This is a genomic window from Nannocystis pusilla (assembly GCF_020073745.1).
GTDB classification, from domain to species: domain Bacteria; phylum Myxococcota_A; class Polyangia; order Nannocystales; family Nannocystaceae; genus Nannocystis; species Nannocystis radixulma.
In genome coordinates this window covers 814,437-840,451 of sequence record NZ_JAIRAU010000001.1, presented here as the reverse complement: position 1 = coordinate 840,451, position 26,015 = coordinate 814,437, and the positions used below count along the sequence as shown (strand labels likewise).

Here is a 26,015-nt window from a genome sequence, read left to right as displayed (position 1 = left end):
CGCGGCCGCTCACTTGAGCGCGACGACGTAGCCGAGCCAGGCTTCCTGGTTCTCGATCTCCGTGTGCTCGACGAACTCGCCGGTGCCGGTCAGGTACTCGTCGTCGTCCTCGTCGGCCTCGACGCGCTCGAAGTAGTACTTCACCGTCGAGAAGCCGGCCTCGCGCAGCAGCTCGCCGAGCTCCGGGAGGGTCCACAGGCGCCAGTCGTAGGTGAAGGCGCGGTACAGCTGGGAGCCGTCGCGGAACTTCCAGGTGATGTGGCAGAGCGTGTGGTGGTCGATCGGGTTGAACTTCTCCTGCTCCCACACGTACGTCAGGCCGCCGCGCAGCTCGCGCTCGTCGCTGAGCTCGACCACCGCCTCGGTGCCGCCGTAGACCTCGAGGGCGAACACGCCGTCGTCGACCAGGTTCTGGCGCGCGGCCGCGAAGTAGCCGCGCAGCTCGTCGCGGGTCTTGAAGATGCAGTAGCTGAAGTTCATCGCCACGATCAGGTCGACCGGGGCGAGGCGGGTGTCGCGGACGTCGGTCTGCGCCAGGGTGACGCGCTCGGCCGCGCCGGGCGGGGCGGACGCCAGGGTGTGGGTGCGGCCCCAGTCGAGCGTCGGACCGTCGAGGTCGACGCCGAGCGCGGTGCGGCGCGGGTCGGACTTGCACCACTCGGCCGAGAACAGCGCGGTGCCGCAGAAGTCCTCGCGCACGGCCAGCGGGACGCGGCCGCGGTGCTTCTGGAACTCAGCGTCGAAGAACTCGATGTCGACCGAGGGCGACTGCACCGAGCGCTGGTAGAGCGCGAACTTGTCGGCGCTCTCGGCCAGCGTCGGCCCCTTGCGCGCGGGCTTCTTCGGCTTGGCCGCCTTGGCCGACTTCCTGGCGGCCGGCTTGGCCTTCTTGGCGGGTGACTTCTTGGCGGGCGACTTCGCGGTCTTTTTGGACATGGTCGTTCAGACAGGTTGCGTCAGCGCTCGGCGGCGAGGTAGGTCCACCAGATCTCCTGGTTCTCGACGTAGTCCGGCTCGTAGAACACGCCGGTGCCCTCGCCCTCGGCGTTGGTCTTCTCCCAGTAGGCGTGGACCTTGGAGAAGCCGGCCTCGAGCAGCAGGTCGCGCAGCTCGGGGGCCATCCACAGGCGCCAGTCGTAGGTGAAGGCCTCGAGCAGCTTGGAGCCGTCGGGGAACAGGAAATGGATGTGACAGAGGAAGTCGTGGGTCAGGGCGTCGAAGCGGGCCTGCTCCCAGCGGTAGGTGAAGTCGCCGTGGTCGTTGTCGGTCGAGCCCTCGACGATCGCCTCGGTGCCGCCGAGGAGGTCGAGGAAGAACAGGCCGTCCTTGGCGAGGCCGGCGTGCACGGCCCGGAAGTAGTCGAGCAGCTCGTCGCGGCGCTTGAAGCAGTAGTACGAGAAGTTGAGCGCGCAGGCGACGTCGACCTTGGGCTTCTTGACCTCGCGGACATCGGCGCAGACGAGGGAGATCCGGCTGGCGACGCTGCGCCCGGCGGGGACGATGCGGTGCTCGAGGCCCCAGTTGATCGTCTCCTGCGACAGGTCGACGCCGAGCGCGGTCCGCTCGGCGCCGCTCTTCGCCCACTCCATGCACAGCACCGCGGTGCCGCAGAAATCTTCGCGCAGCGAGACGGGGTCGTGGCCGCGGAGCTTGCGATAGGTGCGGGTGAAGAACTTGACGTCGTTGCCCGGGTCCTGGACCGCGCGCTCGTAGAGGGCGTGGACATCGGCCTGGGCGGCCATGGTCTTCTTCGCGGCGGACTTGCTCTTCGCGGTGCGTGCGGTCAACGGGTCCTCGAGACCGCCGCAACTTACCGCAAAAACCGTGAGGAGCCGCGCCGACTTTTTTCGGCCGCCGGCCGGCCTCAGCGCTGCTCGAGCAGCGTGGTGAGGCCGTCGTAGGCGACCGTGATGTTGCGCGTGACCTCGGTGGCGACCTTGTACTTCTCCGGGTCCTTGGCGAAGCGGTCCGGGTGGTACTGCTTCAGCAGGCGGCGGTAGGAGCGACGGATCTCCTCGAGCGAGGCGCCGGGCTCGAGCTCGAGGGTCCGGTACCAGCGCAGGCGCTCCGCCTCGGAGCTGCGCTGCCGCGGCGGGTTGTTGCCGGCGGCCCGCTGGCTGGCCTCGAAGGCCCGGTCCCACATCTCCTCGGCGGCGTCGCGGACCTGGCGGGCCCGCTTGCCGGCCTTGGTGCCGACCGTGTCCCTCTCGACCTCCTCGTCGATGACGCGGCGCTCCTCGTCGCTGAGACCCTCGAGCGGGTCGCCCTTGCGGAAGGCCTGAGAGAAGTCGGTGATGTTGGCCCGCGCGAGGTCGAGGAAGCGACGAGTGATGCTCACCCGCTCACGATAATGAAAATCGCCTCGCTCGCAAGACGCGCGGCGGCGCGCGCGGGGCGGCCGCGGCTAGAAGTCCTCGTAGTCGTCGTCCTTGGGCGGCGGCGGGGGCTTGCGCGCGGCCGGGGCCGGGGCCGAGGCGCCGAAGCGCGGCGGCGGCGGGAGCGTGCGGTTGGAGTCATCGAGGCCGGCGCGGGCGAGCGAGTCCTCGCGGCCGCGGCGGGCCAGACCGCTGCGCGCGGCCGCGGGCAGGCTGTCCTCGGCGAGGACGGCCGAGGCGCTGAGGCTCGTGACCGACTCGCCGGCCATGTCGTCGCCCTCTTCGAGCTGGGCGAGCTCCTCGGCGGTGAGCTCGCGCGTGCGGAAGCCCGGCTCGGCTGTACGTGAGGCCTCGCGCGTGCGGTGCCAGGCGATCGCGTCGATGACCCGCAGCGTCATCTCGGCGCTGAGGTTGTGGAACGCGACGCCCATGCCGCGCGGCTCGTCCTGCAGGTGGACGACGCGGCCGGTGCCGCTGATGACGACGGGGTCGTCGAGGAGGATCGTGAAGCGGAGGTCGATCGCGGCGCCGACCGGCAGGCGGGCGCGGGTGGTGATGAACACGCCCTGCTCGCTCAAGTTGCTGACGAAGGAGATGCTGCCGGGCTCGAGCTCGGCGAACTCGGCGTTCACCGTGTAGCGCTCGCTCCGGCGCCGTTCCATCGCTTTCGCCATGGTCGCTCCTCTCGCTCAGTCGGCCGGGTTGTTGTTGTTGTTGCGACCGCCCTTGTTCTTGGTGCGGATCTCGAAGTGCTCGATGTGGAAGTCCTTGCGGCCCTGGATGTCGATGCCCTTCTGCAGCCGCTTGACCATGTTGTCGACCGCGGCGACCTCGGGGCCGTTCATCAGCTCGGCGACCGACGGCGCGGCCTGGACGACGATCGTGTCGCCCGTGAGGTGCGGGCCCTCGCGCCGGACTTCGCGCAGGATCTCGTAGCACATCGTGGTCGGGCTCTTGGTGTAGCCCTTACCGTTACAGACCTCGCAGGGGGCCGTCAACAGCCGCAAGAGCGACTCCTTGGTCCGCTTGCGGCTCATCTCGACCAGGCCCATCTCCGAGATCTTGGTGATGTGCGCCTTGGCGCGGTCGCGGCGCAGGACCTCCTGCAGCTTGCGGTAGACCTTGCGCCGGTTCGACTCCTTGTCCATGTCGATGAAGTCGATGATGACCAGGCCGCCGAGGTTGCGCAGGCGCAGCTGGTCGGCCAGCTCCTCGGCCGCCTCCAGGTTGGTCTGCGTGATCGTCTCCTCCAGCGTCTTGCCCTTGGCGCCGACGAACTTGCCGGTGTTGACGTCGATCGCCGTCAGCGCCTCGCCCTGGTCGAACACGAGCGAGCCGCCGCTCTTGAGCTGGACCTTGCGCTCGAGCGCGCGGTTGATCTCGAGCTCGATGCCGTAACCGTCGAAGATCGGCTCGCGCCCGGTGTAGAGCTCGACGCGGTCGACCAGCTCGGGCATGAACGCGCCGATGAAGCGCACCGCCTTGTCGTGCGCGATCCGGTCGTCGACGATGACCTTCTTGAACTCGGGCGTGAGGTTGTCGCGCACGACCCGGAGCATGAGGTTGAGGTCGCGGTAGAGCAGCGCCGGCGCGCGCTGGTGGCGCTCGTTGAACTGGATGTTCTCCCACAGGCGCAGGAGGTAATCCATGTCGGCGCGGACCTGGCTGTTGCTGGCCGACTCGGCGACGGTGCGGACGATGAAGCCCGAGCCCGCCGGGCGCATCTGATCGATGAGGCGGCGCAGGCGGCGACGCTCGCGGTCGCCGGCGATCCGGCGCGAGATGCCGATGTGGCTGACCGTCGGCATGAACACGACGTTGCGCCCGGGCAACGAGATGTACGTGGTGATCCGCGCGCCCTTGCTCGAGATCGGATCTTTCACGACCTGGACGAGGATCTCTTGCCCGGGGCGAACCAGCTCGGTGATGTCGCCGTGACGGCCGGTGCGGCGCGGCGCGACCTCGTCGTCGTCGTCGCCGCCGAGGGCGCGCAGGGCCGCTTCTTTCTCGCCCTGGCCGCCCGGAGCGGCGATGTCACCGGCGTACAAGAACGCGGCCTTCTCCTCGCCGATGTCGACGAACGCGGCCTGCATGCCCGGCAGCACGCGCAGGACCTTGCCCTTGTACACGTTGCCGACGGTGCCGCGCTCGCGCTCGCGCTCCACGTAGTACTCGGAAAGGATCCCCTGTTCGATGAGGGCGACCCGCGTCTCGGGCCCATCGGCGTTGATGACAATGACGGAATCTGACACGGCGGCCGGGCATTGGTAGCACAACCGGGGCGCTTGGTGACAACCGCGGACGCGCGGGCGGAGCGCTCGCAGGTCGCGGGCCCGCAGCCACCCGAGGCCGCGGCCTGCCCGGGGGGACCCGGGCGTGACCTGGAGCACCCTCGCGCGCCGGCCGGCGGTGCCCCTCCCGGGTGGGATTTTTCGACTTTCCTGGCCCGGCGGTCTTCTGTAGTGTTCCCCGCGCCATGGCCTTCCAGTACCAACCGGGGATCTTCAAGACCACGAAGTTCCTGCCCGAGCACGAGGCGACCGTCGCCCCGAACCTGCTCATCCTGATTCGTACCGACGCCGAGTTCGCGCCCGCCTCGGTCCTCCTTCCGGTGCAGAACATCCACAACCAGTGGCGCTTCCAGATGCCCGGGGTGAAGGTCCCGAAGGTCGACTACGGCTGGGGCTCGTCGCTCGTCAAGCTGCCGCACGAGGGTTTTTACCGGCTGACGCGCGAGTTCAAGTTCGGCGACAACGGCCGCTGGCTGCCCAACGCGATCGTCCAGCTCGGCTACACCCGCGGCGCCGAGCCGATCCTCTTTATCGCCCAGCGCCGCAACCCGCTGGTCGCCAACGACCTGTTCTTCAGCGACAAGGGCGTCAAGGTCGAGCTCAGCGACATCAGCGGCAACAACTCGATGATCGAGGCGCTGACCTGGTTCCAGGAGCAGGAAGGCGCCAAGCGCTGAAGCTCGGGCGACCGAACAGCCGCCCGCCTGGCACTACTTCTAGCCGGTCGGGCGGTTGGCCTCGGTGATCTCGTCGCCGACCTCGACCCGGATCGTCTGGCCCTTCTGACCGCGGGCCTGGATCCGCTGCAACAACATCGCGCTGGCGCCGCCCTGGTTGATCCAGCCCTCGTCGGACTCGTCGACGACCTTGCCGAACACGACGATCCGCAGCGGCACCGGCGGCGTGACGCGCAGCCCGTTCCGCTGCCAGTAGAAGAACGGGCTGTACCACAGCGTGTCGATGGTCTCCCACTCGCCGTCGGTCTTGAACGTGTGGCTCTTGATGTGAAGCTCGGCCATGCGACTTGCTGTCTGTGGGGGGTTTTAAACCTCGCCGGCCGCACAAGCAAGCGGCGCCGGAGCACGGCGGGCGACCCCTGCTAAGGTTCGTGAGGTGACCGCCACTGACCAGGTCGACGTCGTCGTCGTCGGCGCCGGCGTGGTCGGCTGCGCGATCGCGGCGACGCTCGCCCGCCGCGGTCACGAGGTGCTCGTGCTCGAGCGCGCGGCCCGGGAGGGCACCGGCGTGTCGAGCCGCAACAGCGGGGTGATCCACTCCGGGCTCTACTACCCGCCCGGCTCGCTCAAGGCCGTGACCTGTCTACGAGGACAGGAACTTTTGTACAGCTGGTGCGCGGCCCACGGGGTCGCGCACGCGCGCCCCGGCAAGCTGGTGATCGCCCGCAGCGACGAGGAGGAGGCGGCCCTGCAGGCGCTCGCGGCCAACGCGAGCGCGTCGGGGGCGCGCGGCTGCGTGCTGGTCGGCGCCGAGGAGGTGCGGCGGCGCGAGCCCGACCTGCCGGCGGTGCGGGCGGCGCTGTGGTGCCCGGACACCGGGATCGTCGATGTCCACGCGCTCTGCGGCTCCCTGCGCGCCGACGCCGAGGCGCACGGGGCGGTGTTCAGCCTGCGTGCGCGGGTCGAGGCGGCGGAGGTCGCGAGCGACTCGGTCGTGCTGCAGACCACGCGCGGCCCGGTGGCGGCCGCGCGGGTGATCAACGCCGCTGGGCTGCACGCCGACGAGGTCGCCGCCATGCTCGGGGCCACCTCTCCGCCGATCTTCCCCTGCCGCGGCGACTACTTCTCGCTGCGCACGCGGGCGCGCTACCGGCACCTCGTCTACCCGGTGCGGGCGCGCGGCGCGGCGGGACTCGGCGTGCACCTCACGCTCGACCTCGCGGGCGCGTACCGACTCGGACCCGACGTCACGTACGTCGAGCGCCGCGACGAATTCGGCCCGGCGGGCGACAAGCTGGCGGCGTTTCACCGCGCCGCCTGCGCCCTGCTCGGCCCGATCGCCGAGGACCAGCTCAGCTACGATGGTTGTGGGATCCGCCCGAAGCTGCGGGCCCCCGGCGAGCCGGACGAGCGCGACTTCGCGGTGTTCGCGAGCCAAAACTGCGTGCACCTGGTCGGCATCGAGTCGCCCGGGCTGACGGCCGCGCTGGCGCTGGCCGAGCACGTCGCCGCGCTGCTGTGAGCGTCACGGCTTCTCGATGCGGATGAGGATCGCGGTGATGTTGTCGTTGCCGCCGGCGTCGTTGGCGGCCTTGATCAGCTCGTTGCAGCTGGTGTCGAGGCTGTCGCGCGCGGTGATGATCTCGAGCATGACGCGGTCGTCGAGCATGCCGCTGAGGCCATCGGAGCAGAGGAGGAACACGTCGCCGACCTTGAAGGCGTCGGCGATGACATCGACGTGGACCTGGTCGGCGAGGCCGAGCGCCCTGACCACGACGTTCTTCTGGGGGAAGTGGACCCCTTCGTCGCCGCTGAGCTCCTTCATGCGGAGGTAGTCGTTGAGCAGCGAGTGGTCCTCGGTGAGCATCTGGATCCGCCCCTCGCGGATCCGGTAGACCCGGCTGTCGCCGACGTGGCCGATGAAGAAGCGGCCCTGATTGAAGTAGATGGCGTCGACGGTGCAGCCCATGCCCTTCTTGCTGCCGTCGGCGGCGGCCGTCTCGAAGATGTTGGAGTTGGCGAGCTGGATGGCGACGCTCATGCGCTGCTTCTCGATCTCGAGCGAGGGCAGCTTGAACGGCCAGGTGTTCGGGCCGCTGCGGGCGGTGTCGCGGTAGTGCTGGTCGATGGTCTCGACGGTGATCCGGCTGGCGACATCGCCGGCGGCGTGGCCCCCCATGCCGTCGGACACGACGGCGAGGGCCATCTCGCGCGGGATCAGGAGGCTGTCTTCGTTGTGGGCGCGGACCAGGCCGATGTCGGTCTTGCCGGCGAAGCGGACCCGGTGCGGGCCGACCATGAAGCTGATGCTCATGCGAGGGCAAACGTAGCAGGCCCGCGCGCCGAAGTGCTAGCATCGAGGGCATGGAGACGGCCCCGCCGAGCGCCGACCCGCAGGTCGTCGACCTGGCCAGGATGAGCCTGCCCCGGCTCATGTTCGCGCTGCTGCACCGCCGCTTCACCGGGACGATCACCCTCACGCCGCCGGCCGCGGACGCGCCGGGCCGGGGCGAGGGCGCCGGGTCGCGGCGGGTGTGGTTTCAGGGCGGGATGCCGATCTTCACCGACTTTACCAGCCCGCACGACTCGATCGGCCAGGTCCTCGTCGATCTCGGGCTCATCGAGGCCGCGGAGCGCGACCGCGCGATGGCCGAGCTGGCCCGTCTGGCCCAGCCGGGGGCCCCCCGCGAGCGCTTCGGCCACTACCTCGTGCGCCGCCGCCTCGTCACCGGCGGACAGCTCCGCAAGGCCCTGCGCGTCCAGTGCGCGCGCAAGGTGGTGCACCTGTTCGCGCTGCGGGCCGGCACCGTCCACGTCGCGGCCGGCGACGCCGCCGCCGCCGAGTCCGACGCCTCGCAGCCGACCCAGGTCAACACCCTCGAGCTCATCCACGCCGGCGTGGTCGCTCACTTCGACCAGCGCCGGATCGCCGCCGAGATGGGCCTCCTCCTCGACGGCCCGCTGCGCCTCCGCTCCTCGCTCGACCGCTACCGCGCCCAGTTCCACTTCTCCAGGGGCGACGAGGCCGTCGTCGACGCCCTGCGCCCCGGCAACCTCTACGTCACCGACGTCGCCCGCCTGTCCGGTCAGCCCGAGGCCCGCGTCGCCCAGGTCGTCTACACGCTGTGGGCCTGTCAGATGCTGAAGTCGGCCAACGCGCCGCCCGAGCAGTCGACCGGGCCGATCGCCACCCTGCCCGAAGCGACAGGTTCTTCGACACCTGTCCTTTCGCACAGCCAGGCGGCCGGCCTGCGCGAGCGCGACGGCCTGCGCGCGGCCGAGTTCGCCGGCGAGCTCGAGCGGCTCGAGGCCGCCATCGCCGGCGGGGCCAACGCGTTCGACCTGCTCGGCCTGGCGACCACGGCCGACCGGGCCCAGATCCGCGCCGCCTGGCACGTGCTGTCGCGGCGCTTCCACCCCGACAGCCTGCCGCACCAGGGCCTCGGCCACCTGCGCGACCGCTCGCAGTCGGTGTTCGCCGCGCTGAGCGAGGCCTACCAGCGGCTGTCCGACGACGCCCAGCGCGAGCAGATCGTCGCCCTGCTGCGCGGCGGCCCGGTAGCCCCGCGCGCGTCCGCGGGCCCGAGCGCGCAGGCGGTGCTCGAGAGCGAGGTGGTGGTCCGCGAGGGCGACAAGCTGCTGCGCGCCGGCAACTTCGACCGGGCGATCGAGCGCTACCGCAAGGCCGCGGCGCTCAACCCCGACGAGCTCGAGATCCGCGCCGCGGTCGCGTGGTGCGAGTACCAGCTGGCCGCCGACAAGGCGGCGGTCCGCGACGCCACCCGCGCCGTCCTGTTCGAGGTCCTGGCCCGCCAGCCGCGCTGCGTCCGCGCCCACTACGACCTCGGCCTCCTGTCCCTCGGGTCAGGCGACGACGACCAGGCGCTGCTGCACTTCAATCACGTGCTCGAGATGGAGCCCGACAACATCGACGCGAAGCGGCAGATCCACGCGATCCAGCTGCGCCGCTCGACGCCCGAGGGGCCGCGGCGCAAGCTGTTCGGGCCGCGGCGGTGAGTGTTTTATTTTTTAAAAGACATGTCCATGCGGACATGTCTCGTCACAGCCCGTAGCGGCAGTTCTTCACGCAGGTCTGGTTGTGGCGGCCGGCGGCGGCCTCGAGCTCGGCCGGTTTGAAGTCGTCGCGCAGGACCTCGGCGGAGTCTTCCCAGTCGCGGCGGACGTAGTAGCGCGCGGCGAGGCCGAGCATGTCGGCGTCGAAGTGGGGCTGGACGGCGCGGGCGTTGGCGCGGATCTGGTAGGCGCCGACGCGCTCCTGCCCGGCCGAGGCGACCAGGGTGGTCTGGTTGCCGGTCTCGCTGACGAAGCTGTAGCGCTGGGGGAACACGACCGAGGTGGTCTCGCGGTCGTGCGGGTACATGCGGGTGACGTTGTGAAGGTTGGCGACCACGACGCCGTCGGGCGCGAGGCGGTCCAGGCAGGCGCGGTAGAACTCGGCGGTCTTGAGGTGGTAGGGCACGAACACGCCGCGGAAGGCGTCGAGCATGATCATGTCCCAGCGGACGTCGGCCGCGGCGCGCTCGACGAACAGGCGGGCGTCGGCGACGTGCACGCGGTAGCGCGGGTCAACCTTCGGCACGTCGAAGAACTCCTGGGCCAGGCGCACCACCTCGGGGTCGATGTCGACCGCGTCGATCTCGAGCTCGGGGAAGCGGGCGCGCAGGTAGTTGCTCATGCCGCCGCCGCCGAGGCCGAGCATCAGCAGCCGGCGCGGGCGCGGCTGCAGCAGGAAGCCGGCCATCATCGTGCGCGTGTAGTCGAGGTCGAGGCTCTGCGGGCGCGAGCGGTCGTGGCGCGACTCGATGAACTGCGTGCCGTCGTCGCCGACGAAGTACAGGGTGCGCACGTCGCCGCGCTCGGCCACGCGGATCCGGTTGTAGCGCGAGACGGCCTCGGCCAGCACGGTCTCGGCCGGCGCGGCGGCGCGCGCGCGCGAGGCTGCCCCGAAGGCCAGGCCGCCGCCGCCGAGGAGCAGGAGGCCGCGGCGCGAGAGCGTGGGCGGAGCGTCGGTCACGGCGAGACCATAGCCCGGGCGCCGCGCTAGCGGTAGGTGCAGCCGCGCAGGCACGAGCCGTTGTTGCGCTCGGCCGCGGCGGCGAGGTTGCCGGCCGGGAAGTCGTCGCGCAACACCTCGGCGCGCTCCCAGTCGCGGCGGGCGTAGTAGCGGGCGCACAGCCCGAGCAGGTCGACGTCGTCGAAGCGCGGCTGGGCCTGGCGGGCGTTGTCGCGGAGCGCGTAGACCCCGAGGCGCGCGGGGCTGGCGCTGGCGACGAGGGTGGTCTGATTGCCGGCCTCGCTGAGGAAGCCGTAGCAGCTGGGGTACACCGCGGCGATCGTCTCGCGGTCGTGCGGGTACATGCGCGTCGCGTTGTGAAGGTTGGCGACCGCGACCCCGCCGGGGGCCAGGCGCGCCAGCACCTCGCGGTGGAACTCGGCCGTCTTGAGGTGCAGCGGCACCTGGACCCCGCGGAACGCGTCGAGCACGATCATGTCCCAGCGCGCCTCCGCGGGCGCGCGCTGCAAGAACAGCCGCGCGTCGGCGACGTGGACGCGGTAGCGCGGGTCGTCCTTCGGCACGTCGAAGAAGGCCTGGGCCAGGCGCACCACCTCGGGGTCGATGTCGACGGCGTCCATCTCGAGCCCGGGCAGGCGCTCGAAGAAGTAACCGGGCAGCGCGCCGCCGCCGAGGCCGAGCACGAGGATCCGCCGCGGCTCGGGCCGGACGACGAAGCCGGCCAGCATGGTGCGGAACACGTCGAGGTCGAGGCTGCGCCGGTGCGCCCGATCGATCCGCGTCTCGATGTACTGTGTGCCGTCGTCGCCGATGAACAGCATCGTCCGCACCGAGCCGCGCTCGACCACGCGCACGTGGTTGTAGCGCGAGCGGCCCTCGCCGAGGATCCGCTCGCCGCCCCCGCCTGTCCCCGAGGACATGTGATTGCCGGCCGCCCGGCCCGTCCGCGCGCTCAGGAGGGCGCCGAGGCCGGTGACCGCCCCGCCGAGCCCCTGGAGAAAGCCTCGCCGCTGCACCGCGCGACTGTAGCGCACCGCTCGCCTCGTCGTCCCGCCGCAAACTTGGCTGTCACCGGGGACCGTGGCATAGGCGGCGGTCGTGAGACCCGCTGCCCTGATCGGCTTCGCCGCGGCCGCCCTCCTGCTCGGCGCGCTCGTCGTCGGTTACCTCGTCGCCATCCCGGCGCTGTTCAGCTCGCCGCTGCTCGACGCCAACCTCGCGCGCGCCCTGTCCGCGCCGCTCGGGCAGCGACTCGCCGACCTCCTGGTCGCCGCCAGCGTCGTGCTCGCGCTCGCCACTCCGCGGTGGATCGTCTCGAAGGCCGGCACGACGATCGCCCTCGTGCTCACCGCCGCCGCCCTCACCCATCGGCTGCTGCTGTTGCCGCACCTCGACCGGCTGTGGGCCCGCGTCGACGTCGTCGCCGCTCGCCCGGTCGACCTGCTCGCCGAGGCCCAGCGGTGGAGCGACCATCAGCAGTGGTTGCTGGTGGCGATGGGCGTGCTCGTCCTCGCGCTGTTCGGGCTGGCCACTCGCCGCACCGTCTGACACCCTCTGCCTGGCCCCGATCTTGCTTCGGCGAGGCGGCCCCCGCCGACATGCCCGCTTCACGCCGCGCCCACCGCCTCTCGTCTGCCTCTTCGGGCCGCCTCACCCGGGTTTCGCCCGCGCTCGCGGTGTTCGCGGCGCTTGTCATCCCGTCACTGGCGCACGCCGCCCCGGGACTCGATGGCACGCGCAACCTCGGGATGGGCGGGGCGACCCGCGCCTCGGCGACCGGCTCCGGGGCCATGTTGACCAACCCGGCCAACATGGGGTTCACGCGCCAGTTCCTGATCGACCCGGTCTATCAGGCGCAGATCGAGAACAACACCCACGGGGTCGGCATCCAGGCGATGGACTCGCTGCTGAACCCGCGGGTCGCCGTCGGCCTCGGCTACATCGCCACGCTCGGCGTGCCGAGGGTCACCTTCGAGGACGACCGCGGCGGCAGCCACGAGCTCGCCATGTTCCACATGGCCCACGAGATCGGCCTGCCGGTCGCCGTCAACGCCGTGCCCGGGTGGCTCGCGTTCGGCGTGCGGCCCAAGTTCCTGCAGTCGAGCCTGCGCTTCGCCGACGGCCAGGGCGACGCGCACGACGCCAAGAAGGAGCGCTACGCCTTCGGCCTCGACTTTGCGATGACCGTGTCGATCAAGCAGTACGTCAACGTCGCCGTGGTCGGCCAGAACCTGGTCGGCCCAGCGCCGCCGGTCACCGCGCTCAAGCTCGACCCGTTCGTGGTGGCGCCCGACAGCCTCGACCGCAAGCAGGTCAGCCTGCTGTCCGACTTCCCGCGCACGCTGGCCCACGGCCTGGCGATCTTCCCGACCCGCTACCACGGCTTCTCGCTCAACTTCGACGGCATGTACGACTTCACGTCGTTCCGTCACCAGGACAAGTACACGCGCATGACCTTCGCCGGCGGCGCCGAGTACACCATCAAGAACCTGGTGCCCCTGCGCTTCGGCGGCTACTGGGACAGCCGCGGGCGCGGCAAGCAGGACGACCGCGGCTTCATCGCCTGCGGGATCGGCTTCGTCCGCGACGCGCCGAAGCGGGGGATCGGCTTCGACCTCGGGCTCGGGTTCTCGCGCCAGGTCACCGGCCCCGACCCCGAGACCCGCCTGGCGGTCAACCTCGGCCTCCGGATCAATCCGCAATAAAGCCGGGCGCCGCGAGCCTTCACGGGCGCCCGCGCGCGCGGACGTGCCCCCCTGGAAGTGGTTCGCACAGGAACCTTGCCCCGGCCCCGCGGTCTGGACGACAGTGAGTCGCGTGACCGACCCCGAGCGAGTGTACAGCGCCGAGGAGCTCGCCGCTGCCGCCCCGCCCGACGAGCCCGAGCCGCCACCGGCTCCCGACGAGACGCTGACGCCGGAGCAGCGGGCGGAGAACGCCCGGCGCGCCGAGCAGGACCGCCGCGACCGCCACCTGGTCCGCCGCCTCAAGCAGGGCGACGAGGCCGCCTTCCGCGAGCTGGTGCACACCTACCAGAACCGGATCTTCGGCCTCATGCTGCGCATGATCGGCAACCGCCAGGAGGCCGAGGACCTGGCGCAGGAGGTGTTCATCATCGTCTACCGGGCGATCGGCAACTACCGCGGCGAGGGCCGCTTCTACACCTGGCTCTACCGCGTCGCCAGCAACACCTGCAAGAACCGGATCAAGTACCTCAAGGGCCGCAACTTCCACCGCAGCCTCGACATCGACGAGACGCCGCAGGCGCAGATGCCGACCGCCGAGACCGGCGCGGTCATCACCTTCCAGAGCCAGGTCCCGGGCCCCGAGGCCGTGACCGAGGGCATGCGGATGGAGAAGATCGTCCAGCGCGAGCTCGCCGCCCTCGACCCCGACCACCGCCTCCTCATCGTCCTCCGCGACGTGCAAGGCATGTCGTACCAGGACATCATCAAGATCACCGGCCTGCAGGAGGGCACGCTCAAGTCGCGCCTGCACCGGGCGCGACTGGCGCTGAAGGAGCGCCTGGAGCCGTTCCTGCGCTGAGGTTCGTATGGCCAAGCCCGAGACCGACAACGCCGAGGCGCTGATGAGCGCCTACCTCGACGAGGAGCTCGACGCCGACGGCAAGAGCAAGCTCGAAGCGATGCTGGCCGACTCGCCCGAGGCGCAGAAGGAGCTCAGCGGCCTGCAGAGCGTGCTGCGCCTGGTCAAGGCGCTGCCCGAGGAGCAGGCCCCGCCCGACTTCTACGAGAAGGTCGCCAAGAAGATCCGCCGCCGCCGCTGGCTGCGCGGCGACTACCTCGTCGCCCTCAGCCTGCCGTTCCAGATCATCAACGTCATGGTCATCCTCGCGGTCGCCGTCGTCTACATGATGCTGCACCTCGACTCCGACGTGGCCGGCCGCAAGCTCGAGCGCGACCCGACGGTGCAGAAGGCCAAGCCGCCCGAGCCGCCTGCGCCTTGAGGCATGATCACGGGGACATGTCCTGGCGGGCATGCCCGCGAGGACATGTCCTCTGCTACTTGTGGGTGAACACCGCCACGCCGTCCCAGTCGGGCGGCGCCTGATCGCCGAGGCCGGCGAGCCGCTCGAGGTGCAGGCGGACCACCGGGTCGTCGGGGTTCTCGGCCTGGAACGCGAGCCACTCCGCGCGGGCGGTCGCCAGGTCGCCGCGGCGGAACGCCGCCAGCGCGGTCGACCAGCGGTCCATGGCCGCGTAGCCGGCGACCGCGCCGCCCGGGCCTGACAACAGCTCGAAGATCGCCACCGGCTGGCCCTTGCCCTTCACGCGCACGCGATCGATCTCCCGGAACGCGTAGCTCGGGGGCGCCGCCGCGCGGGTGCCGGCGCCGACCAGGCAGAACACCCCGTAGGTCTTCGTCAGCCCCTCGAGGCGCGACGCCAGGTTCACCGCGTCGCCGATCACCGTGTAGTCGAAGCGGTCGGCGGAGCCCATGTTGCCGACCACCATCTCGCCGGTGTTGATGCCGACGCCGATCTGCAGGTCGGCCGCGCCGCGCTCGGCGAGGGCCGGCCGCATGCGCGCGAGCGCGGCGTGCATCGCCAGCGCGGTGGCGAGGCCGCGCTCGGCGTGGTCGGCCCGGGCGACCGGCGCGCCGAACACCGCCATCACCGCGTCGCCGATGTACTTGTCGAGGTAGCCGGCGCGCGCCATCACCTCGGCGGTCATCGGCGTGAGGTACGTGTTGAGCAGCGCCACCAGGTCCTCGGGCGACAGCCGCTCGGCCACGCTGGTGAACTCGCGGATGTCGGAGAACAGCACCGTCAGCTCGCGGCGGGCCCCGCCGAGCCCGAGCGCCGTCGGGTCGGCGAGCAATTCGTCGAGCACCTCGGCGCCGAGGTAGTGCGAGAACGTCCGGCGCAGACGGGCCCGCTGCAGCGCCTCGCCGGCGTACGCGGCCGCCAGCGCCGCCGCGCCCGCGACCACCGCGGCCAGCAGCGGCCAGACCAGCGCCAGCCACAGGTGCGCCCGCGTGAACGCCGTGACCGCCACCGCGACGTCGAGCCCGATCACCGCCAGCACCCCGGCGATGCGCGCGAGCGGCCCGGCGCGCAGGATCGAGGCGAACAGCAGGCTGACCAAAAGGCCAGACGCGAGCGTGACCAGCGAGTCGATCAGCGCCGAGCTGCGGGCCAGCGCGTCACCGGCGAGGATCGTGTCGACCGCGGTGGCCTGCAGCTCGACCCCGGGGAGGTCGATGGCGAACGGGGTGCGGACGACGTCGTGGCCGAAGTAGGTCACGCCGAGGAGGACGATCTTGCCGCGCAGCGCCGCGTCGGCCCGGCCCTCGACCACGTCGACCGCCGACACGGTGGTGAAGGCGCCGGAGCCGCCGCGGAAGTTGAGCAGCAGCGCCTCGCCCTTGCCCAGCGGGATCCGGCGCCCGCCGATCTGCAGGCTCGACTCGAGGAACGCCAGCTCGGCGCGCCCGAGGCCCTCGCGCAGGGCCACCAGCTGGACCGACAGCGGCGCGTAGGCGGCGTCGCCGACCCGCCAGGCCGCGGGGATCGCCCGCACCGCGCGGTCGGGGTCCTCCTCGACCGTGATCCCGCCGAGCGCCCGCGCCCCCGCGACCAGCTCCGGCAGCGACACCAGCCCGCCCTCCGCCACGCGGAACGGGGGCGAGCGCGCGTCCTGCTGCCCGTAGCGCCCGTGCCGCAGCGTGGCCGGGTCCGGCAGCGGGCGCCCGCCACCTGTATCTTGAGTCAGGTGGATGGCGAGCACCACGCTGCCCGCCTCCGCGACCGCCGCCGCCAGCTCGCCGTCGCCCGCCAGCTCGCGCGCCACCTCGCGCAGCAGGCTCTCCGCCTGTCCCTCAGGACCTGCGCCAACAGGCATGTTTTTGAGAACATGTCCCTTGACGCGAGCGGTGAGGTCGGGCGACAGCACCTCCTCGGGGTCGACGTAGACCTGGTCGATGCCGATCGCCGCCGGCTTGGCCGCCGCGATCGCGCGGACCAGCGCCGCCGTGCCGGCGCGGCGCTGGTACAGCTCGGGCCGGCGCTCGAGCGTGTCGTCGTCGATCGCCACGATCACCACCTCTTCGGTGGTCGGGACCGGGCCGCGCCAGCGGAACCGCTGGTCGAGGCTGGCCCGCTCGAGCGCGTCGACCCAGCGGATCTCCAGGCCCGAGCGCTCCAGCCCGCACAGCAGCGCGATCGCCACGCTCAGCAGCGCGGCCAGCAGCGCCGGCGAGCGCAGCAGGGCGCGAGCGCGGCGGGTCGAGCTGTTCGCCGCCGGCATCACCGCCTTACGCGCACGATCACCCAGCCGTCGCCGGCCACCCCGGCCAGCCGCTGGTCGAGCAGCTCGCGGGCGCACGCGGGCGCCGGCTTGCCGCCGCCGAGCGCGACCTCCTTGACGACCCCGCCTGCCACCCTGAGCCGCAGCTCGGGCGCGACGACCCCGGGCAGCGCCGACGCGACGCACTGCGCCAGCGCCTTGCGCCGCGACTTGAGCGCCTCGGGCAGGCTGGTCCTCGTGACCTGTGTTTCGGGACCTGTCTCGAAGATCCACGAGTCGACCAGGTCGACCGCGGGGGGCGACGACGACGACGACTCGGTGGCGGGCACCGAGACCCCGCCGGGCGCCGGGCTCGCGCCGTCGGCCTCGGCCTGCGGCGCTTTCTTGCTCGACTGCTTCTTCGCGTCGGCGCCCGAGGGGCTCGGCTCCTGGGCCGGCGGAGACGCGAGCGGATCGGCCGGGCCGGCGGCGTCGTCGGCTTTCTTGTCGGGCCGCGGCGGCGCCGGGCTGCCCGACTTGCCCTTGGTCCGGCTGTCGGCGGAGCCGTCCGCGTCGTCGAGGTCGACCCCGCGGCCGTGCTTGCTGTCGGCCAGCGGGTCGGCCATCGGCGCCGCCACCGGCGCGGCCTCCTCCGGCGCCGGCGGGTCGAACTTCACGGGCGCGGGCGCGGCCTCCGACCTGGTCACCGGCGCCGGGGTCTCGCCGGAGGCCCGGCGAGCGTTCCAGCCGGCGATGCGCTCGAGCCGGCCGGCCCCGCCGACGCGGGCGAACGCCTCGGCGCCGAGGGCCTTCTCGAACAGCTCGGCCGCGCTCTCGGCCGGCGGGGGATCGTCGAGGTGGGCCAGGGCGCGCACCGGCGTGGCCTGGTCCTCCTCGAGCTTGAGCACGTAGCCGTTGGCCAGCAGCACCACGGCCAGCGACCCGGGGGTGGTCACCACGGTGTCGCCGCGGGTCAGCGGCATCTCGGCGCGGGCCTCGGTTTCGCCGCCCTGGGCGTCGCGGACGGTCACCCGGCCCTCGACCACGGCCAGGATCGCCGCCTCGGCGGTCGGGTCGACGACCGGCGCCGGGCCCGTCGCGGCGCCCTGGCCCGGCTCCCCGCACGCGGCGATCAGCAGCGCCACCCCGAACCCCCACATGCCTCGACGTGCCGCGACGCGCATCGTGCCTCCAGCCGGTGAGACGCGGCTATACCACGAAATCCGGGCCCTCCGGCGCCCGCGGGCCGCCGCTGTCCGCGAGGACAGCCGCAGCGACGGGGCCCGGCGCGCGGCCCCGCCCAAGTTCGCCGTGCGAGCGCGCGTGACCACGAATTCCGCTCTTGACATTTTCAGATCTTCGCGCTGGGGGCCCGGTACACGGTTACGTACGGTGTCACGTAAAAGCCGGCTGGATCTCGACGGACCTGTGATAAAAACCCGGCTGTTCCCTCATGCCGCGCGAAGTCATCCTGGTCGACAGTCAGCTCGGGAACCTGGATAGCGTCGAACACGCGTTGATCCAGGTCGGCGCCTCGGTGATCGTCTCCAGCGACCCCGACCGCGTCGCCACCGCGCGCATGGTGGTCTTCCCCGGCCAGGGCTCGTTCGGGCCGACCACGCGCGCGCTCGTCGACGGGGCCATGGGCGCGGCCCTGCGCATGGTCATCGAGCGCGGCGACCCGTTCCTCGGCATCTGCCTCGGCATGCAGCTGCTGTTCGAGCAGAGCGAGGAGAGCGGCGGCTTCGACGGCCTCAAGGTGCTGCCGGGCCAGGTGCGCCGGTTCCCGGCCGACATGCGCGCCGGCGAGGACCCGGAGTCGGCGCGCCTGAAGATCCCGCACATGGGCTGGAGCGACGTGCAGCCGACCGGCGAGCACTTCTACTTCGCCCACAGCTACTACGTCGAGACGCCGGACCCCAGCCTGGTGATGTGGTGGTGTCGCTACGGCAGCGTCGAATTCCCGGCCACGATCGCCCGCGGCAACGTGTTCGGCTGTCAGTTCCACCCCGAGAAGAGCCAGTGGTCGGGGCTCCGGTTCCTCCGCAGCTTCATCCTCGGAGGCCGCGCCTGATGCTGGCCATCCCCGCCATCGATCTGATGGGCGGCAAGGCGGTGCGCCTGCGCGAGGGCGACCCGCGGCAAGCGACGATCTACGCCGACGACCCGTGCGCCGCCCTGCGCGAATTCCTCGGCGCCGGCGCCCGGCGGGTCCACATCGTCGACCTCGACGGCGCCTTCGCCGGCCGCCCGGTCCAGACCGACCTCGTCCGCCGGCTCGTCGCCGTCGCCCACGAGGGCGGCGCCGAGGTCGAGGTCGGCGGCGGCCTGCGCGACACCGCGGCCGTGCTGGCGATGCTCGACACCGGCGCCGACTACGTCGTCGTCGGCACCCTCGCGGTGCGCGACCCCGACGCCGTGTCGCTGCTGTGCCGCCAGCACCCCGGCCGCATCATCGTCGCCATCGACGCGCGCGACGGCCTGGTCGCGCTCGCCGGCTGGCAGGAGCCGACCGCCGTGCCCGCGCTGGCCCTCGCCAAGACCGCCGCGATCTGGGGCGCCGCCGCCCTGCTGCACACCGACATCGCCCGCGACGGCCTGCAGTGCGGTCCGGCCGTCGACGCCACAGTCAGCCTGCAACGCGCCGTGCCGAGCGTCCTCGTGATCGCCAGCGGCGGCGTCGGCTCGCTCGCCGACCTCGACGCCCTGCGCGCCGCCGACGTGCGCGCGGTCGTCCTCGGGCGCGCGCTCTACGAAGGTAGCTTTACGTTGGAGGAGGCCCTCGCTCGATGTTGAAGCGCCGTGTGATCCCCTGCCTCGATATTAAAAACGGCCGGGTCGTCAAGGGCGTCCATTTCGCCAACCTGCGCGACACGGGCGACCCCGTCGAGGCCGCGCGCGCCTACGACTCGCAAGGCGCCGACGAGCTGTGCCTCCTCGACATCACCGCGACCACCGAGGGCCGCGACACCTTCGTCGACGTCGTCCGCCGCGTGGCCGGCCAGATCTTCACGCCGCTGACCGTCGGCGGCGGCGTCCGCCGCGAGGCCGACGTGCGCCGCCTCCTGGGCGCGGGCGCCGACAAGGTCGCCGTCAACAGCGCCGCCGTCGCCAACCCGCTGCTGATCCGCCAGCTCGCCGACCGCTACGGCAGCCAGTGCATCGTCGTCGCCGTCGACGTGCGCCAGCTGAAGCCGCTGCCCGGCGAGACCGACCCGCTCTACGAGGTCGTGATCCACGGCGGCACCCGCTCGACCGGCCTCGACGCGCTGTCGTGGTGCGAGCAGGCGGCCGCCCTCGGCGCCGGAGAGATCTTGCTGACCTCGATGGACAAGGACGGCACCCGCGACGGCTACGACCTGGCGATCACTCGCGAGGTCAGCCAGCGCGTGCCGATCCCGGTGATCGCCAGCGGCGGCGTCGGCTCGCTCGAGCACCTGCGCCAGGGCCTCGACCCCAAGGAGGGCGCCGCCGACGCCGCGCTCGCCGCCTCGATCTTCCACTTCGGCCTCTACACCATCGCCCAGGCCAAGCACTACCTCGCCGACCACGGCATCCCGGTCCGCCCGCACGAGGCCCCGCGCGGGGTGCTCATCACCGGCTGACCGAAGGGGCATGCCCTGAAGGCCATGGCCTGAAGTACCTGGCGGTTCGGACATGTCCCTCCCGACAGACCCCGCCGCGCTGTGGTCGACGCTGACGCCCGGGCCCGACGGCCTGGTCGCCGCCGTCGTCCAGCACGCGGACACCGGCGAGGTGCTCATGCTCGGGTACATGAACGCCGAGGCGCTGGCGCGCACCCTGGCGGGCGGGCGCGTGACGTTCTGGAGCCGCAGCCGGCAGCAGCTGTGGGAGAAGGGCGAGACCTCGGGCCACACCCTCGAGCTGCGCGGGCTCCACGTCGACTGCGACGCCGACGCGCTGCTGGTGCAGGCCGTCCCGCGCGGCCCGACCTGCCACACCGGCGCGCCGAGCTGCTTCTTCCGCCCCGTCGGCGAGCCGCCCGCCCCGCGCCCGAGCGCCGTGTTCGAGCAGGTGTTCGCGGAGATCTGCGAGCGCAAGGCCGGGCGCGGGATGACCAACCGCGACGGCAAGAGCTACGTCCGCGAGCTGCTCGCCGCCGGCGCGCCGAAGCTCGCCGCCAAGCTGGCCGAGGAGGCCGGCGAGCTGGCCGAGGCGCTGGCCGGCACCGACCGCGACCACGTCGCCCGCGAGGCCGCCGACCTCGTGTTTCACGCCCTCGTCGGCCTCGCCCACGCCGACGTCGCCCTCGCCGACGTCGCCGCCGTGCTCGCGCGCCGCATGGGTCGCAGCGGCCTCGACGAGAAGGCCGCGCGCACCCAGACCGCCGCGTCCGCCGCCGACCCGGACGAGCGCCCGCCGTCGGGCTGACACCGACGGCGCGCCACGTGGCCGCCGGTGCCTCGGCAGGATCTGCGAGCGGGCATGTCGAACCTTCCTCGCGCCCGGAGCCGGCGAGCCGGCAAGGCGCGACGAGGGCGCATCTCGGGCGACATGGAACCGACGAGCGACGCGCCAGCGTGGCGGAGAGCGAGCGAGGGAGGGCCGAAATGCCGCGGTCGCGGCACTAGCACTAGGCCCGGGTAGTGGAGAGCGGATATGCTGGGCGCGTCATGGCTCTGAGCGTCCTCGGGTGGTGTCTGTTCGCCTACCTCGTCGCAGCGATCCCGATGGGTGTGGTGGTCGGGTATCTGCGCGGAGTCGACATCCGCCAGCTCGGCTCGGGCAACATCGGCGCCACCAATGCCTCGCGGGTGCTCGGCGCGAAGTGGGGCCTCGTCGTGTTCGTGCTCGACGTCGTCAAGGCGTACCTGCCCGTGCACCTCGCCATGGGCTCGAGCCTCGGCGACCTGCCTGACCCCCCGTCGGCGCTCGCCTGGGTCGGACTGGCAGCGACCCTGGGCCACATCTTCCCCGTCTACCTCGGGTTCCGCGGCGGCAAGGGTGTCGCCTGCGCGCTCGGGGTGTTCGCCGCCCTCGTGCCGCTCGCGGGTCTGCTCGCCGCGCTCATCTACGTGCAGACCCTCGCCCTCACCCGCGTGTCTGCGATCGGCTCGCTCACGGCCGTCAACGCCGCGGCGCTCCACATCTTGATCACCGACACGGCGCCGGCCTACAAAGGGTTGGTCGTCGCGATCGCCGCCCTGATCTGGCTCCGGCACCGCGGCAACCTCCGCGAGCTCGCCCGCTCGCGCAGAGCCCCGTCCTGACCATGCCCGCGCCCGCCAAGACCCGCACGCTGTACGTCGGAGGCCTGCCCGCTTCGGCCTCCTCCGACGCCCTGCGCGAGGCCTGGGCCCGCTTCGGCGTCATCGACGACGTCCGCCTGATCCCCCGCCGCGAGCTCGTCATCGCCTACGTCACCTTCGCCGACGAGGCCGCCGCCAACGGCGCTCGCCGCGCCCTCGACGGCTCGACCTTCGCCGGCCACCGCCTGCGCGTCGAGTTCGCGATCTGACCCCTAGAACATGCCCGCCGGGGCATGCTCATGCGGGCATGTCTTGAGGGACATGCGGCATCGGCTTCTGCGAACGTGGCGACCTCGGCCCGGGCCGGCGCTCAGCCGCCGCGGGCGATGCCGAGGAGCTTCATCTTCTTGTGCAGGTGCGTGCGCTCGACGTCGAGGGTCTCGGCCGTCTTCGACACGTTCCAGTTGTGCTCGCTCAGGCGCTGGAGGATGAACGCGCGCTCGACCGAGTCGCGGAACGCCTTGAGGGACATGCCCGGAGGGACAGCTCCCTCGCCGAGCTGGACCAGCGCGTCGCTGCCGACCGGCGCGCTCGTCGACTCCTCTTCGGGCTCGCCGCGGATCTCGAGCGGCACGTCGCCGAGCTCGATGTCGCCGTCGGACAGGATGGCGATCCGCTCCATCACGTTGCGCAGCTCGCGGACGTTGCCCGGCCACGGATAGGTCTCGAGCGCGGCCTGGGCCGCCGGCGACATCCGCTTGGGCGCGATGCCGTTCTCGTGGCAGGCGAGGTCGAGGTAGTAGCGGCACAGCAGCGCGACGTCGCCGGGCCGCTCGCGCAGCGGCGGCACGGAGATCGGGACCACGGCCAGGCGGAAGTACAGGTCCTCGCGGAACTCGCCGGTCGCCACCAGCTCGCGCAGGTTGCGGTGCGTCGCCGCCAGCACGCGCACGTCGACCTTGATCGGCCGCTCGCCGCCGACGCGCATCAGCTCGCCGCTCTGCAGCACCCGCAGCACCTTGGCCTGGGCCCCGAGGTCCATGTCGCCGATCTCGTCGAGGAACAGCGTGCCGCCGTGGGCCAGCTCGAACAGGCCGCGCTTCTGTGCGGTCGCGCCGGTGAAGGACCCGCGCTCGTGGCCGAACAGCTCGCTCTCGATCAGCTCGCGCGGGATCGCGGCGCAGTTGACCTTCACGAACGCCCCGGCCCGCCGCTCGCTGGCGTCGTGGATCGCCCGCGCCACCAGCTCCTTGCCCGTCCCGCTCTCGCCCTCGATCAGCACCCGCGCCCGCGTGCCGCCGACCTTGATCACCTGCCGCAGCAGCTCCTGCATCGGCCGCGACTCGCCGATGATCTCCCGCCGCGCCCGCGCCCGCAGGCTGCGCAGCTCGGCCTCGGTCTGGTAGTGACGGAGAGCGTTGCGCACGCTGACGATCACCCGGTCGCGCGCGAGCGGCTTCTCGAAGAAGTCGAACGCGCCGAGCCGGGTCGCCCGCACCGCGTCGGTGACCGTGGCGTGCCCGCTGATCAGGATGACGGGCAGCGGCGGGGTGCCGCCGCCGATCTCGCACAACTTCTCGAGCAGCTGCAGGCCCGACATGTTGGGCAAGCAGACGTCGACCATCACCACCTGGATCGGCCGCTGCCCCTCGGGGCCCTCGACGAGCGCGCGCTGGATCATCTCCAGGCCCTCCTCCGCGCTGTCGGCGTCGAGGACGGTGGCGCCCTCGCCCTCGAGGACCATGCGGAGCGTGCGACGGATGTTGCGCTCGTCGTCGATGACGAGGATCGTCCCGCCCAGGCCCGTGGTCTCGCTCATGCGGCGACGATCCTAGCACCGCCGGCGGCAGCCTCGCCCGGCCCGCGGCGACGCCCGCGAGGGCCCCCGATGATCACGACGCGTCGAAGTGCGCGGCGCCCGCAGCACAGCGCGCCGCGTCGTTTCGCAGCACCGCTCGCTCGTTCGCAGCTCACCCTGGTCGAACTCGATCACGCGTGCCTCCAGTCGCTGACCGCCGGCCGCGCGCGCGGCTCGCCGCGCCGCGACCGGGTCCTTTCGAGTCGTCCTCGCGCCGGACTCCGACAGGCCGACAAGGCGCGAGGAGAGAGCGTGTCGGGCCAACGACTGGACCGACGAGCCACGCGCCGGGCTGCCCGAAATGACCCGGCCGCGGCACGAGCTCACTGACGCATCAGCACGCGCACCGCCTCGCCCGCGCCCTCGAGCGCGACCCGCTCCTGCGCCCCGCTCGCCAGGTGCTTGAGCGTGACCTGCCCGGCCTTGAGCTCCTCGGCGCCGACGATCGCGGCGACCGGCGCCTTCACGCCGGGCGCGTCGGCGTACTGCAGCTGCTTGCCGAGCTTGGCCTCCTCGGGGAACACCTCGACCTTGACCCCTTGCCGCCGCAGCGCGTGCGCGACTCGCAGCGCGTCGACCCGCGAGGTGCCCTCCATCCAGCACAGGAGCACGTCTGGCCCGATGGACAGGTCGGGGAACATCCCCCGCTCCTCCATGACGACGAGGATCCGCTCGAGCCCGAGCGAGAAGCCGACGGCCGGCACCTGCTTCTTGCCGAACATGCCGACGAGGTCGTCGTAGCGCCCGCCGCCGCCGAGGCTGCCGGCGAGGTCGGGCACCGCGATCTCGAAGATCGCGCCGGTGTAGTAGCCGAGCCCGCGCGCGAGGTCGAGGCTGAGCGAGACGTGCGGCCCGGCCGGCGTGGCCGCCAGCAGGTCGAACAGCTGATCGAGGTCGTCGAGCGCCTTCAGCCCGAGCTCGTCGGTGATCTGCTTGCGCACCCGCTTGATCGGCGTCTTCGGCCCCTCGGCGACCTTGTTGAGGTCGAAGCCGAACAGCTGCTCGCCGTCGGCGGTCAGCACCAGCATCATCAGCTTGTTGGCCGCCTCGGTGCCGATCCCGCGGACGGCGAGCTCCTCGAGCACGCCGCCGTGGCCGACCTTGTCGAGCTTGTCGAGGGCCACCAGCGCGGCCGCCTCGTGGGCCACGTCGATGCCCGCGTGGTGCATCATGGCCCGCAGCAGCTTGCGGTGGTTGACGCGGATCTTGAAGTCGGTGAACCCGAGCGCGTGCAGCACCTCGGCCACGGCGCCGCACACCTCCGCCTCGGCGACGAGGCTCTGCGTGCCGGTGACGTCGACGTCGCACTGGTAGAACTCGCGGAACCTGCCCTTGCCCGGGCGATCGGCGCGCCACACCGGCTGGATCTGGTAGCGTTTGAAAAATTTCGGCAGGTCGTACTGCGCGGCCACGCGGGCCAGCGGGACCGTGAGGTCGTAGCGCAGCCCCTGATCGGCGAGCTGGCTCTCGTAGAGCCGCACGTCCGCCCGCGCCTCGCGGTTGGCGTCGTCGCCGACAGCGCCGCGCGCCTCCTCCGACAGATCGGCGACCAGCTTGGCCCCCGCCTCGAGCCCGCGCTGCAGGGCGTCGCGCCGGTGCAGCAACCGGTACAGCAGCTGGTCGCCCTCGTCGCCGTACTTGCCGAGCAAGGTGCTGAGGTTCTCGATCGCGGGGGTCTCGAGCGGGACGAACCCGTAACTGCCGTAGATCCGGCGCACCACGTCGATGACGTGCTGACGCCGGGCGATGTCGGCGGGCAAGAAGTCGCGCATGCCGCTCGGCGGCTTGGTGGAGAGCTTGGGGGCGTTCATGGCTGCAGGGGGCGGACGACTCGCGGCGAGCGCCTCGCCAGGTCACTGCCATGCCAGGACTGTGCGGCGAGCGCAAGGCCGTCGCACGCCGCGCCGCGCCGTGCCAGGAAGGCGTCGTGGGGCTTGAATGAGCCTGTCGCGCGACTTTCCCGGAGTGTTTTACCCCGTCAGTGACGACATGGGCGAGAGCGGCCTCCAGCTGTTCGTGCGCCACCTCCTGCTCGATCTGCTCAACGATTACTTCGCGGCGCTCGAGCGCGAGGCGTTCGTCGGCTCCAGTCGGTCCTTCTATTACAAGCAAGGCGACGCGTCGGCACGGGCGGCCTCGGCGGCGGCGCCTCGGCATCGTGTCCGCGCCGAGCTGGCGGCGCTGCGACAGAAGTGAGTGGCCCAGGTTAGGCCGACGCCCGCGTTGGCGCGTCGAGTTCGCAGCCCGCGCATGAAATAACGACTCCTCGCCGGCTCGCGGCCGCCGAGGAGCCTCTCGGCGAGGCGCCGACGTGGCGCCGC

27 protein-coding genes are annotated in these 26,015 nt (G+C 71.9%); 14 read left to right on the top strand and 13 right to left on the bottom strand.

Annotated features, from left to right (window positions below; translation table 11 throughout):
- Positions 1-9: 9 nt before the first annotated feature.
- From K7C98_RS03315 to K7C98_RS03295, 5 genes are all read right to left on the bottom strand, one after another.
- Positions 10-936, bottom strand: a complete 927-nt coding sequence (locus K7C98_RS03315) for a class I SAM-dependent methyltransferase (protein WP_224190026.1) — start codon at positions 934-936, stop codon at positions 10-12.
- 20 nt (positions 937-956) lie between these two features.
- Positions 957-1,787, bottom strand: a complete 831-nt coding sequence (locus K7C98_RS03310; protein ID WP_224190025.1) for a class I SAM-dependent methyltransferase — start codon at positions 1,785-1,787, stop codon at positions 957-959.
- Between the two features lie 77 nt (positions 1,788-1,864).
- Entirely contained in the window at positions 1,865-2,338 is a 474-nt protein-coding gene (locus K7C98_RS44580) for a J domain-containing protein (protein WP_224190024.1), read from the bottom strand.
- Positions 2,339-2,404: 66 nt separating this feature from the next.
- The gene (locus tag K7C98_RS03300; RefSeq protein WP_224190023.1) at positions 2,405-3,049 is read right to left on the bottom strand and encodes a PilZ domain-containing protein; all 645 of its coding nucleotides are present in this window, start codon (positions 3,047-3,049) and stop codon (positions 2,405-2,407) included.
- A 15-nt stretch (positions 3,050-3,064) separates the two neighbouring features.
- Positions 3,065-4,627, bottom strand: a complete 1,563-nt coding sequence (locus K7C98_RS03295; RefSeq protein WP_224190022.1) for an Rne/Rng family ribonuclease — start codon at positions 4,625-4,627, stop codon at positions 3,065-3,067.
- A 224-nt stretch (positions 4,628-4,851) separates the two neighbouring features.
- On the opposite strand from K7C98_RS03295, the gene K7C98_RS03290 reads away from it, so the two are divergent.
- Positions 4,852-5,343 carry a hypothetical protein gene (locus K7C98_RS03290; protein WP_224190021.1) on the top strand — a complete coding sequence of 164 codons (492 nt, stop codon included), beginning with the start codon at positions 4,852-4,854 and terminating at the stop codon, positions 5,341-5,343.
- Between the two features lie 39 nt (positions 5,344-5,382).
- Here K7C98_RS03290 and K7C98_RS03285 read toward each other — a convergent pair whose 3' ends face one another.
- A complete protein-coding gene (locus K7C98_RS03285; RefSeq protein WP_224190020.1) occupies positions 5,383-5,685 on the bottom strand; it encodes a hypothetical protein in 303 nt (100 codons plus the stop codon).
- Positions 5,686-5,779: 94 nt separating this feature from the next.
- Between K7C98_RS03285 and K7C98_RS03280 the strand changes: the two genes are divergently transcribed.
- Positions 5,780-6,865 (top strand): NAD(P)/FAD-dependent oxidoreductase, encoded by a 1,086-nt coding sequence (locus K7C98_RS03280; protein ID WP_224190019.1) that lies wholly within the window; start codon positions 5,780-5,782, stop codon positions 6,863-6,865.
- 3 nt (positions 6,866-6,868) lie between these two features.
- On the opposite strand, the gene K7C98_RS03275 is transcribed toward K7C98_RS03280, so the two are convergent.
- The gene (locus K7C98_RS03275; RefSeq protein ID WP_224190018.1) at positions 6,869-7,657 is read right to left on the bottom strand and encodes a Stp1/IreP family PP2C-type Ser/Thr phosphatase; all 789 of its coding nucleotides are present in this window, start codon (positions 7,655-7,657) and stop codon (positions 6,869-6,871) included.
- Between the two features lie 50 nt (positions 7,658-7,707).
- Between K7C98_RS03275 and K7C98_RS03270 the strand changes: the two genes are divergently transcribed.
- The gene (locus tag K7C98_RS03270) at positions 7,708-9,360 is read left to right on the top strand and encodes a tetratricopeptide repeat protein (protein ID WP_224190017.1); all 1,653 of its coding nucleotides are present in this window, start codon (positions 7,708-7,710) and stop codon (positions 9,358-9,360) included.
- Positions 9,361-9,403: 43 nt separating this feature from the next.
- Here the strand turns inward: K7C98_RS03270 and K7C98_RS03265 are convergent, their stop codons facing one another.
- Positions 9,404-10,378, bottom strand: a complete 975-nt coding sequence (locus tag K7C98_RS03265) for a spermidine synthase (RefSeq protein ID WP_224190016.1) — start codon at positions 10,376-10,378, stop codon at positions 9,404-9,406.
- Between the two features lie 26 nt (positions 10,379-10,404).
- Entirely contained in the window at positions 10,405-11,394 is a 990-nt protein-coding gene (locus tag K7C98_RS03260) for a spermidine synthase (protein ID WP_224190015.1), read from the bottom strand.
- Between the two features lie 82 nt (positions 11,395-11,476).
- On the opposite strand from K7C98_RS03260, the gene K7C98_RS03255 reads away from it, so the two are divergent.
- From K7C98_RS03255 to K7C98_RS03240, 4 genes are all read left to right on the top strand, one after another.
- Entirely contained in the window at positions 11,477-11,926 is a 450-nt protein-coding gene (locus K7C98_RS03255; RefSeq protein ID WP_224190014.1) for a hypothetical protein, read from the top strand.
- Positions 11,927-12,168: 242 nt separating this feature from the next.
- A complete protein-coding gene (locus K7C98_RS03250; RefSeq protein WP_224190013.1) occupies positions 12,169-13,083 on the top strand; it encodes a hypothetical protein in 915 nt (304 codons plus the stop codon).
- A 112-nt stretch (positions 13,084-13,195) separates the two neighbouring features.
- The gene (locus tag K7C98_RS03245) at positions 13,196-13,924 is read left to right on the top strand and encodes a sigma-70 family RNA polymerase sigma factor (protein WP_224190012.1); all 729 of its coding nucleotides are present in this window, start codon (positions 13,196-13,198) and stop codon (positions 13,922-13,924) included.
- Positions 13,925-13,931: 7 nt separating this feature from the next.
- A complete protein-coding gene (locus K7C98_RS03240) occupies positions 13,932-14,345 on the top strand; it encodes an anti-sigma factor family protein (protein ID WP_224190011.1) in 414 nt (137 codons plus the stop codon).
- A 55-nt stretch (positions 14,346-14,400) separates the two neighbouring features.
- On the opposite strand, the gene K7C98_RS03235 is transcribed toward K7C98_RS03240, so the two are convergent.
- A complete protein-coding gene (locus tag K7C98_RS03235; protein WP_224190010.1) occupies positions 14,401-16,647 on the bottom strand; it encodes an adenylate/guanylate cyclase domain-containing protein in 2,247 nt (748 codons plus the stop codon).
- Positions 16,647-17,810: a hypothetical protein gene (locus K7C98_RS03230; protein ID WP_224190009.1), complete on the bottom strand. Its 1,164-nt coding sequence runs from the start codon at positions 17,808-17,810 to the stop codon at positions 16,647-16,649. Before K7C98_RS03230 ends, K7C98_RS03235 begins: the two co-directional genes overlap by 1 nt.
- A 269-nt stretch (positions 17,811-18,079) precedes the next feature.
- Between K7C98_RS03230 and hisH the strand changes: the two genes are divergently transcribed.
- The 6 genes from hisH to K7C98_RS03200 all read left to right on the top strand — a co-directional run bounded on the left by hisH (position 18,080) and on the right by K7C98_RS03200 (position 22,105).
- The gene (gene hisH, locus K7C98_RS03225; RefSeq protein WP_224190008.1) at positions 18,080-18,700 is read left to right on the top strand and encodes an imidazole glycerol phosphate synthase subunit HisH; all 621 of its coding nucleotides are present in this window, start codon (positions 18,080-18,082) and stop codon (positions 18,698-18,700) included.
- Positions 18,700-19,422, top strand: coding sequence for a HisA/HisF-related TIM barrel protein (locus tag K7C98_RS03220; protein ID WP_224190007.1), 723 nt, complete (start codon positions 18,700-18,702; stop codon positions 19,420-19,422). The genes hisH and K7C98_RS03220 overlap by 1 nt, the downstream gene beginning before the upstream one ends.
- On the top strand, positions 19,416-20,231 hold the full coding sequence (gene hisF / locus K7C98_RS03215; RefSeq protein WP_224190006.1) for an imidazole glycerol phosphate synthase subunit HisF: 816 nt from the start codon (positions 19,416-19,418) through the stop codon (positions 20,229-20,231). The genes K7C98_RS03220 and hisF overlap by 7 nt, the downstream gene beginning before the upstream one ends.
- A gap of 52 nt (positions 20,232-20,283) precedes the next feature.
- Positions 20,284-21,018 carry a bifunctional phosphoribosyl-AMP cyclohydrolase/phosphoribosyl-ATP diphosphatase HisIE gene (gene hisIE / locus K7C98_RS03210; RefSeq protein ID WP_224190005.1) on the top strand — a complete coding sequence of 245 codons (735 nt, stop codon included), beginning with the start codon at positions 20,284-20,286 and terminating at the stop codon, positions 21,016-21,018.
- Positions 21,019-21,260: 242 nt separating this feature from the next.
- Complete coding sequence (locus K7C98_RS03205; protein ID WP_224190004.1) at positions 21,261-21,857, top strand: glycerol-3-phosphate acyltransferase; 597 nt, start codon at positions 21,261-21,263, stop codon at positions 21,855-21,857.
- Between the two features lie 2 nt (positions 21,858-21,859).
- A complete protein-coding gene (locus K7C98_RS03200; RefSeq protein ID WP_224190003.1) occupies positions 21,860-22,105 on the top strand; it encodes an RNA recognition motif domain-containing protein in 246 nt (81 codons plus the stop codon).
- Between the two features lie 101 nt (positions 22,106-22,206).
- On the opposite strand, the gene K7C98_RS03195 is transcribed toward K7C98_RS03200, so the two are convergent.
- Together K7C98_RS03195 and hisS are read right to left on the bottom strand one after the other, a co-directional pair.
- Positions 22,207-23,655, bottom strand: coding sequence for a sigma-54-dependent transcriptional regulator (locus K7C98_RS03195; protein WP_224190002.1), 1,449 nt, complete (start codon positions 23,653-23,655; stop codon positions 22,207-22,209).
- Between the two features lie 362 nt (positions 23,656-24,017).
- Complete coding sequence (gene hisS / locus K7C98_RS03190) at positions 24,018-25,505, bottom strand: histidine--tRNA ligase (protein WP_224190001.1); 1,488 nt, start codon at positions 25,503-25,505, stop codon at positions 24,018-24,020.
- A 178-nt stretch (positions 25,506-25,683) separates the two neighbouring features.
- Between hisS and K7C98_RS03185 the strand changes: the two genes are divergently transcribed.
- Positions 25,684-25,890, top strand: a complete 207-nt coding sequence (locus tag K7C98_RS03185) for a hypothetical protein (RefSeq protein WP_224190000.1) — start codon at positions 25,684-25,686, stop codon at positions 25,888-25,890.
- The last annotated feature ends 125 nt before the right edge of the window (positions 25,891-26,015 follow it).

What these genes read in the sequence shown, in the direction of transcription:
- K7C98_RS03230 (WP_224190009.1), bottom strand. Translation starts at nt 17,810, where the DNA reads ATGCGCGTCGCGGCACGTCGAGGCATGTGGGGGTTCGGGGTGGCGCTG.
- K7C98_RS03195 (WP_224190002.1), bottom strand. Translation starts at nt 23,655, where the DNA reads ATGAGCGAGACCACGGGCCTGGGCGGGACGATCCTCGTCATCGACGAC.
- K7C98_RS03185 (WP_224190000.1), top strand. Translation starts at nt 25,684, where the DNA reads ATGGGCGAGAGCGGCCTCCAGCTGTTCGTGCGCCACCTCCTGCTCGAT.
- K7C98_RS03200 (WP_224190003.1), top strand. Translation starts at nt 21,860, where the DNA reads ATGCCCGCGCCCGCCAAGACCCGCACGCTGTACGTCGGAGGCCTGCCC.
- K7C98_RS03285 (WP_224190020.1), bottom strand. Translation starts at nt 5,685, where the DNA reads ATGGCCGAGCTTCACATCAAGAGCCACACGTTCAAGACCGACGGCGAG.
- K7C98_RS03235 (WP_224190010.1), bottom strand. Translation starts at nt 16,647, where the DNA reads ATGCCGGCGGCGAACAGCTCGACCCGCCGCGCTCGCGCCCTGCTGCGC.
- K7C98_RS03220 (WP_224190007.1), top strand. Translation starts at nt 18,700, where the DNA reads ATGCTGGCCATCCCCGCCATCGATCTGATGGGCGGCAAGGCGGTGCGC.
- hisS (WP_224190001.1), bottom strand. Translation starts at nt 25,505, where the DNA reads ATGAACGCCCCCAAGCTCTCCACCAAGCCGCCGAGCGGCATGCGCGAC.
- hisH (WP_224190008.1), top strand. Translation starts at nt 18,080, where the DNA reads ATGCCGCGCGAAGTCATCCTGGTCGACAGTCAGCTCGGGAACCTGGAT.
- K7C98_RS03270 (WP_224190017.1), top strand. Translation starts at nt 7,708, where the DNA reads ATGGAGACGGCCCCGCCGAGCGCCGACCCGCAGGTCGTCGACCTGGCC.
- K7C98_RS03250 (WP_224190013.1), top strand. Translation starts at nt 12,169, where the DNA reads ATGTTGACCAACCCGGCCAACATGGGGTTCACGCGCCAGTTCCTGATC.
- hisF (WP_224190006.1), top strand. Translation starts at nt 19,416, where the DNA reads ATGTTGAAGCGCCGTGTGATCCCCTGCCTCGATATTAAAAACGGCCGG.
- K7C98_RS03240 (WP_224190011.1), top strand. Translation starts at nt 13,932, where the DNA reads ATGGCCAAGCCCGAGACCGACAACGCCGAGGCGCTGATGAGCGCCTAC.
- K7C98_RS03300 (WP_224190023.1), bottom strand. Translation starts at nt 3,049, where the DNA reads ATGGCGAAAGCGATGGAACGGCGCCGGAGCGAGCGCTACACGGTGAAC.
- hisIE (WP_224190005.1), top strand. Translation starts at nt 20,284, where the DNA reads ATGTCCCTCCCGACAGACCCCGCCGCGCTGTGGTCGACGCTGACGCCC.
- K7C98_RS03290 (WP_224190021.1), top strand. Translation starts at nt 4,852, where the DNA reads ATGGCCTTCCAGTACCAACCGGGGATCTTCAAGACCACGAAGTTCCTG.
- K7C98_RS03275 (WP_224190018.1), bottom strand. Translation starts at nt 7,657, where the DNA reads ATGAGCATCAGCTTCATGGTCGGCCCGCACCGGGTCCGCTTCGCCGGC.
- K7C98_RS03205 (WP_224190004.1), top strand. Translation starts at nt 21,261, where the DNA reads ATGGCTCTGAGCGTCCTCGGGTGGTGTCTGTTCGCCTACCTCGTCGCA.
- K7C98_RS03315 (WP_224190026.1), bottom strand. Translation starts at nt 936, where the DNA reads ATGTCCAAAAAGACCGCGAAGTCGCCCGCCAAGAAGTCACCCGCCAAG.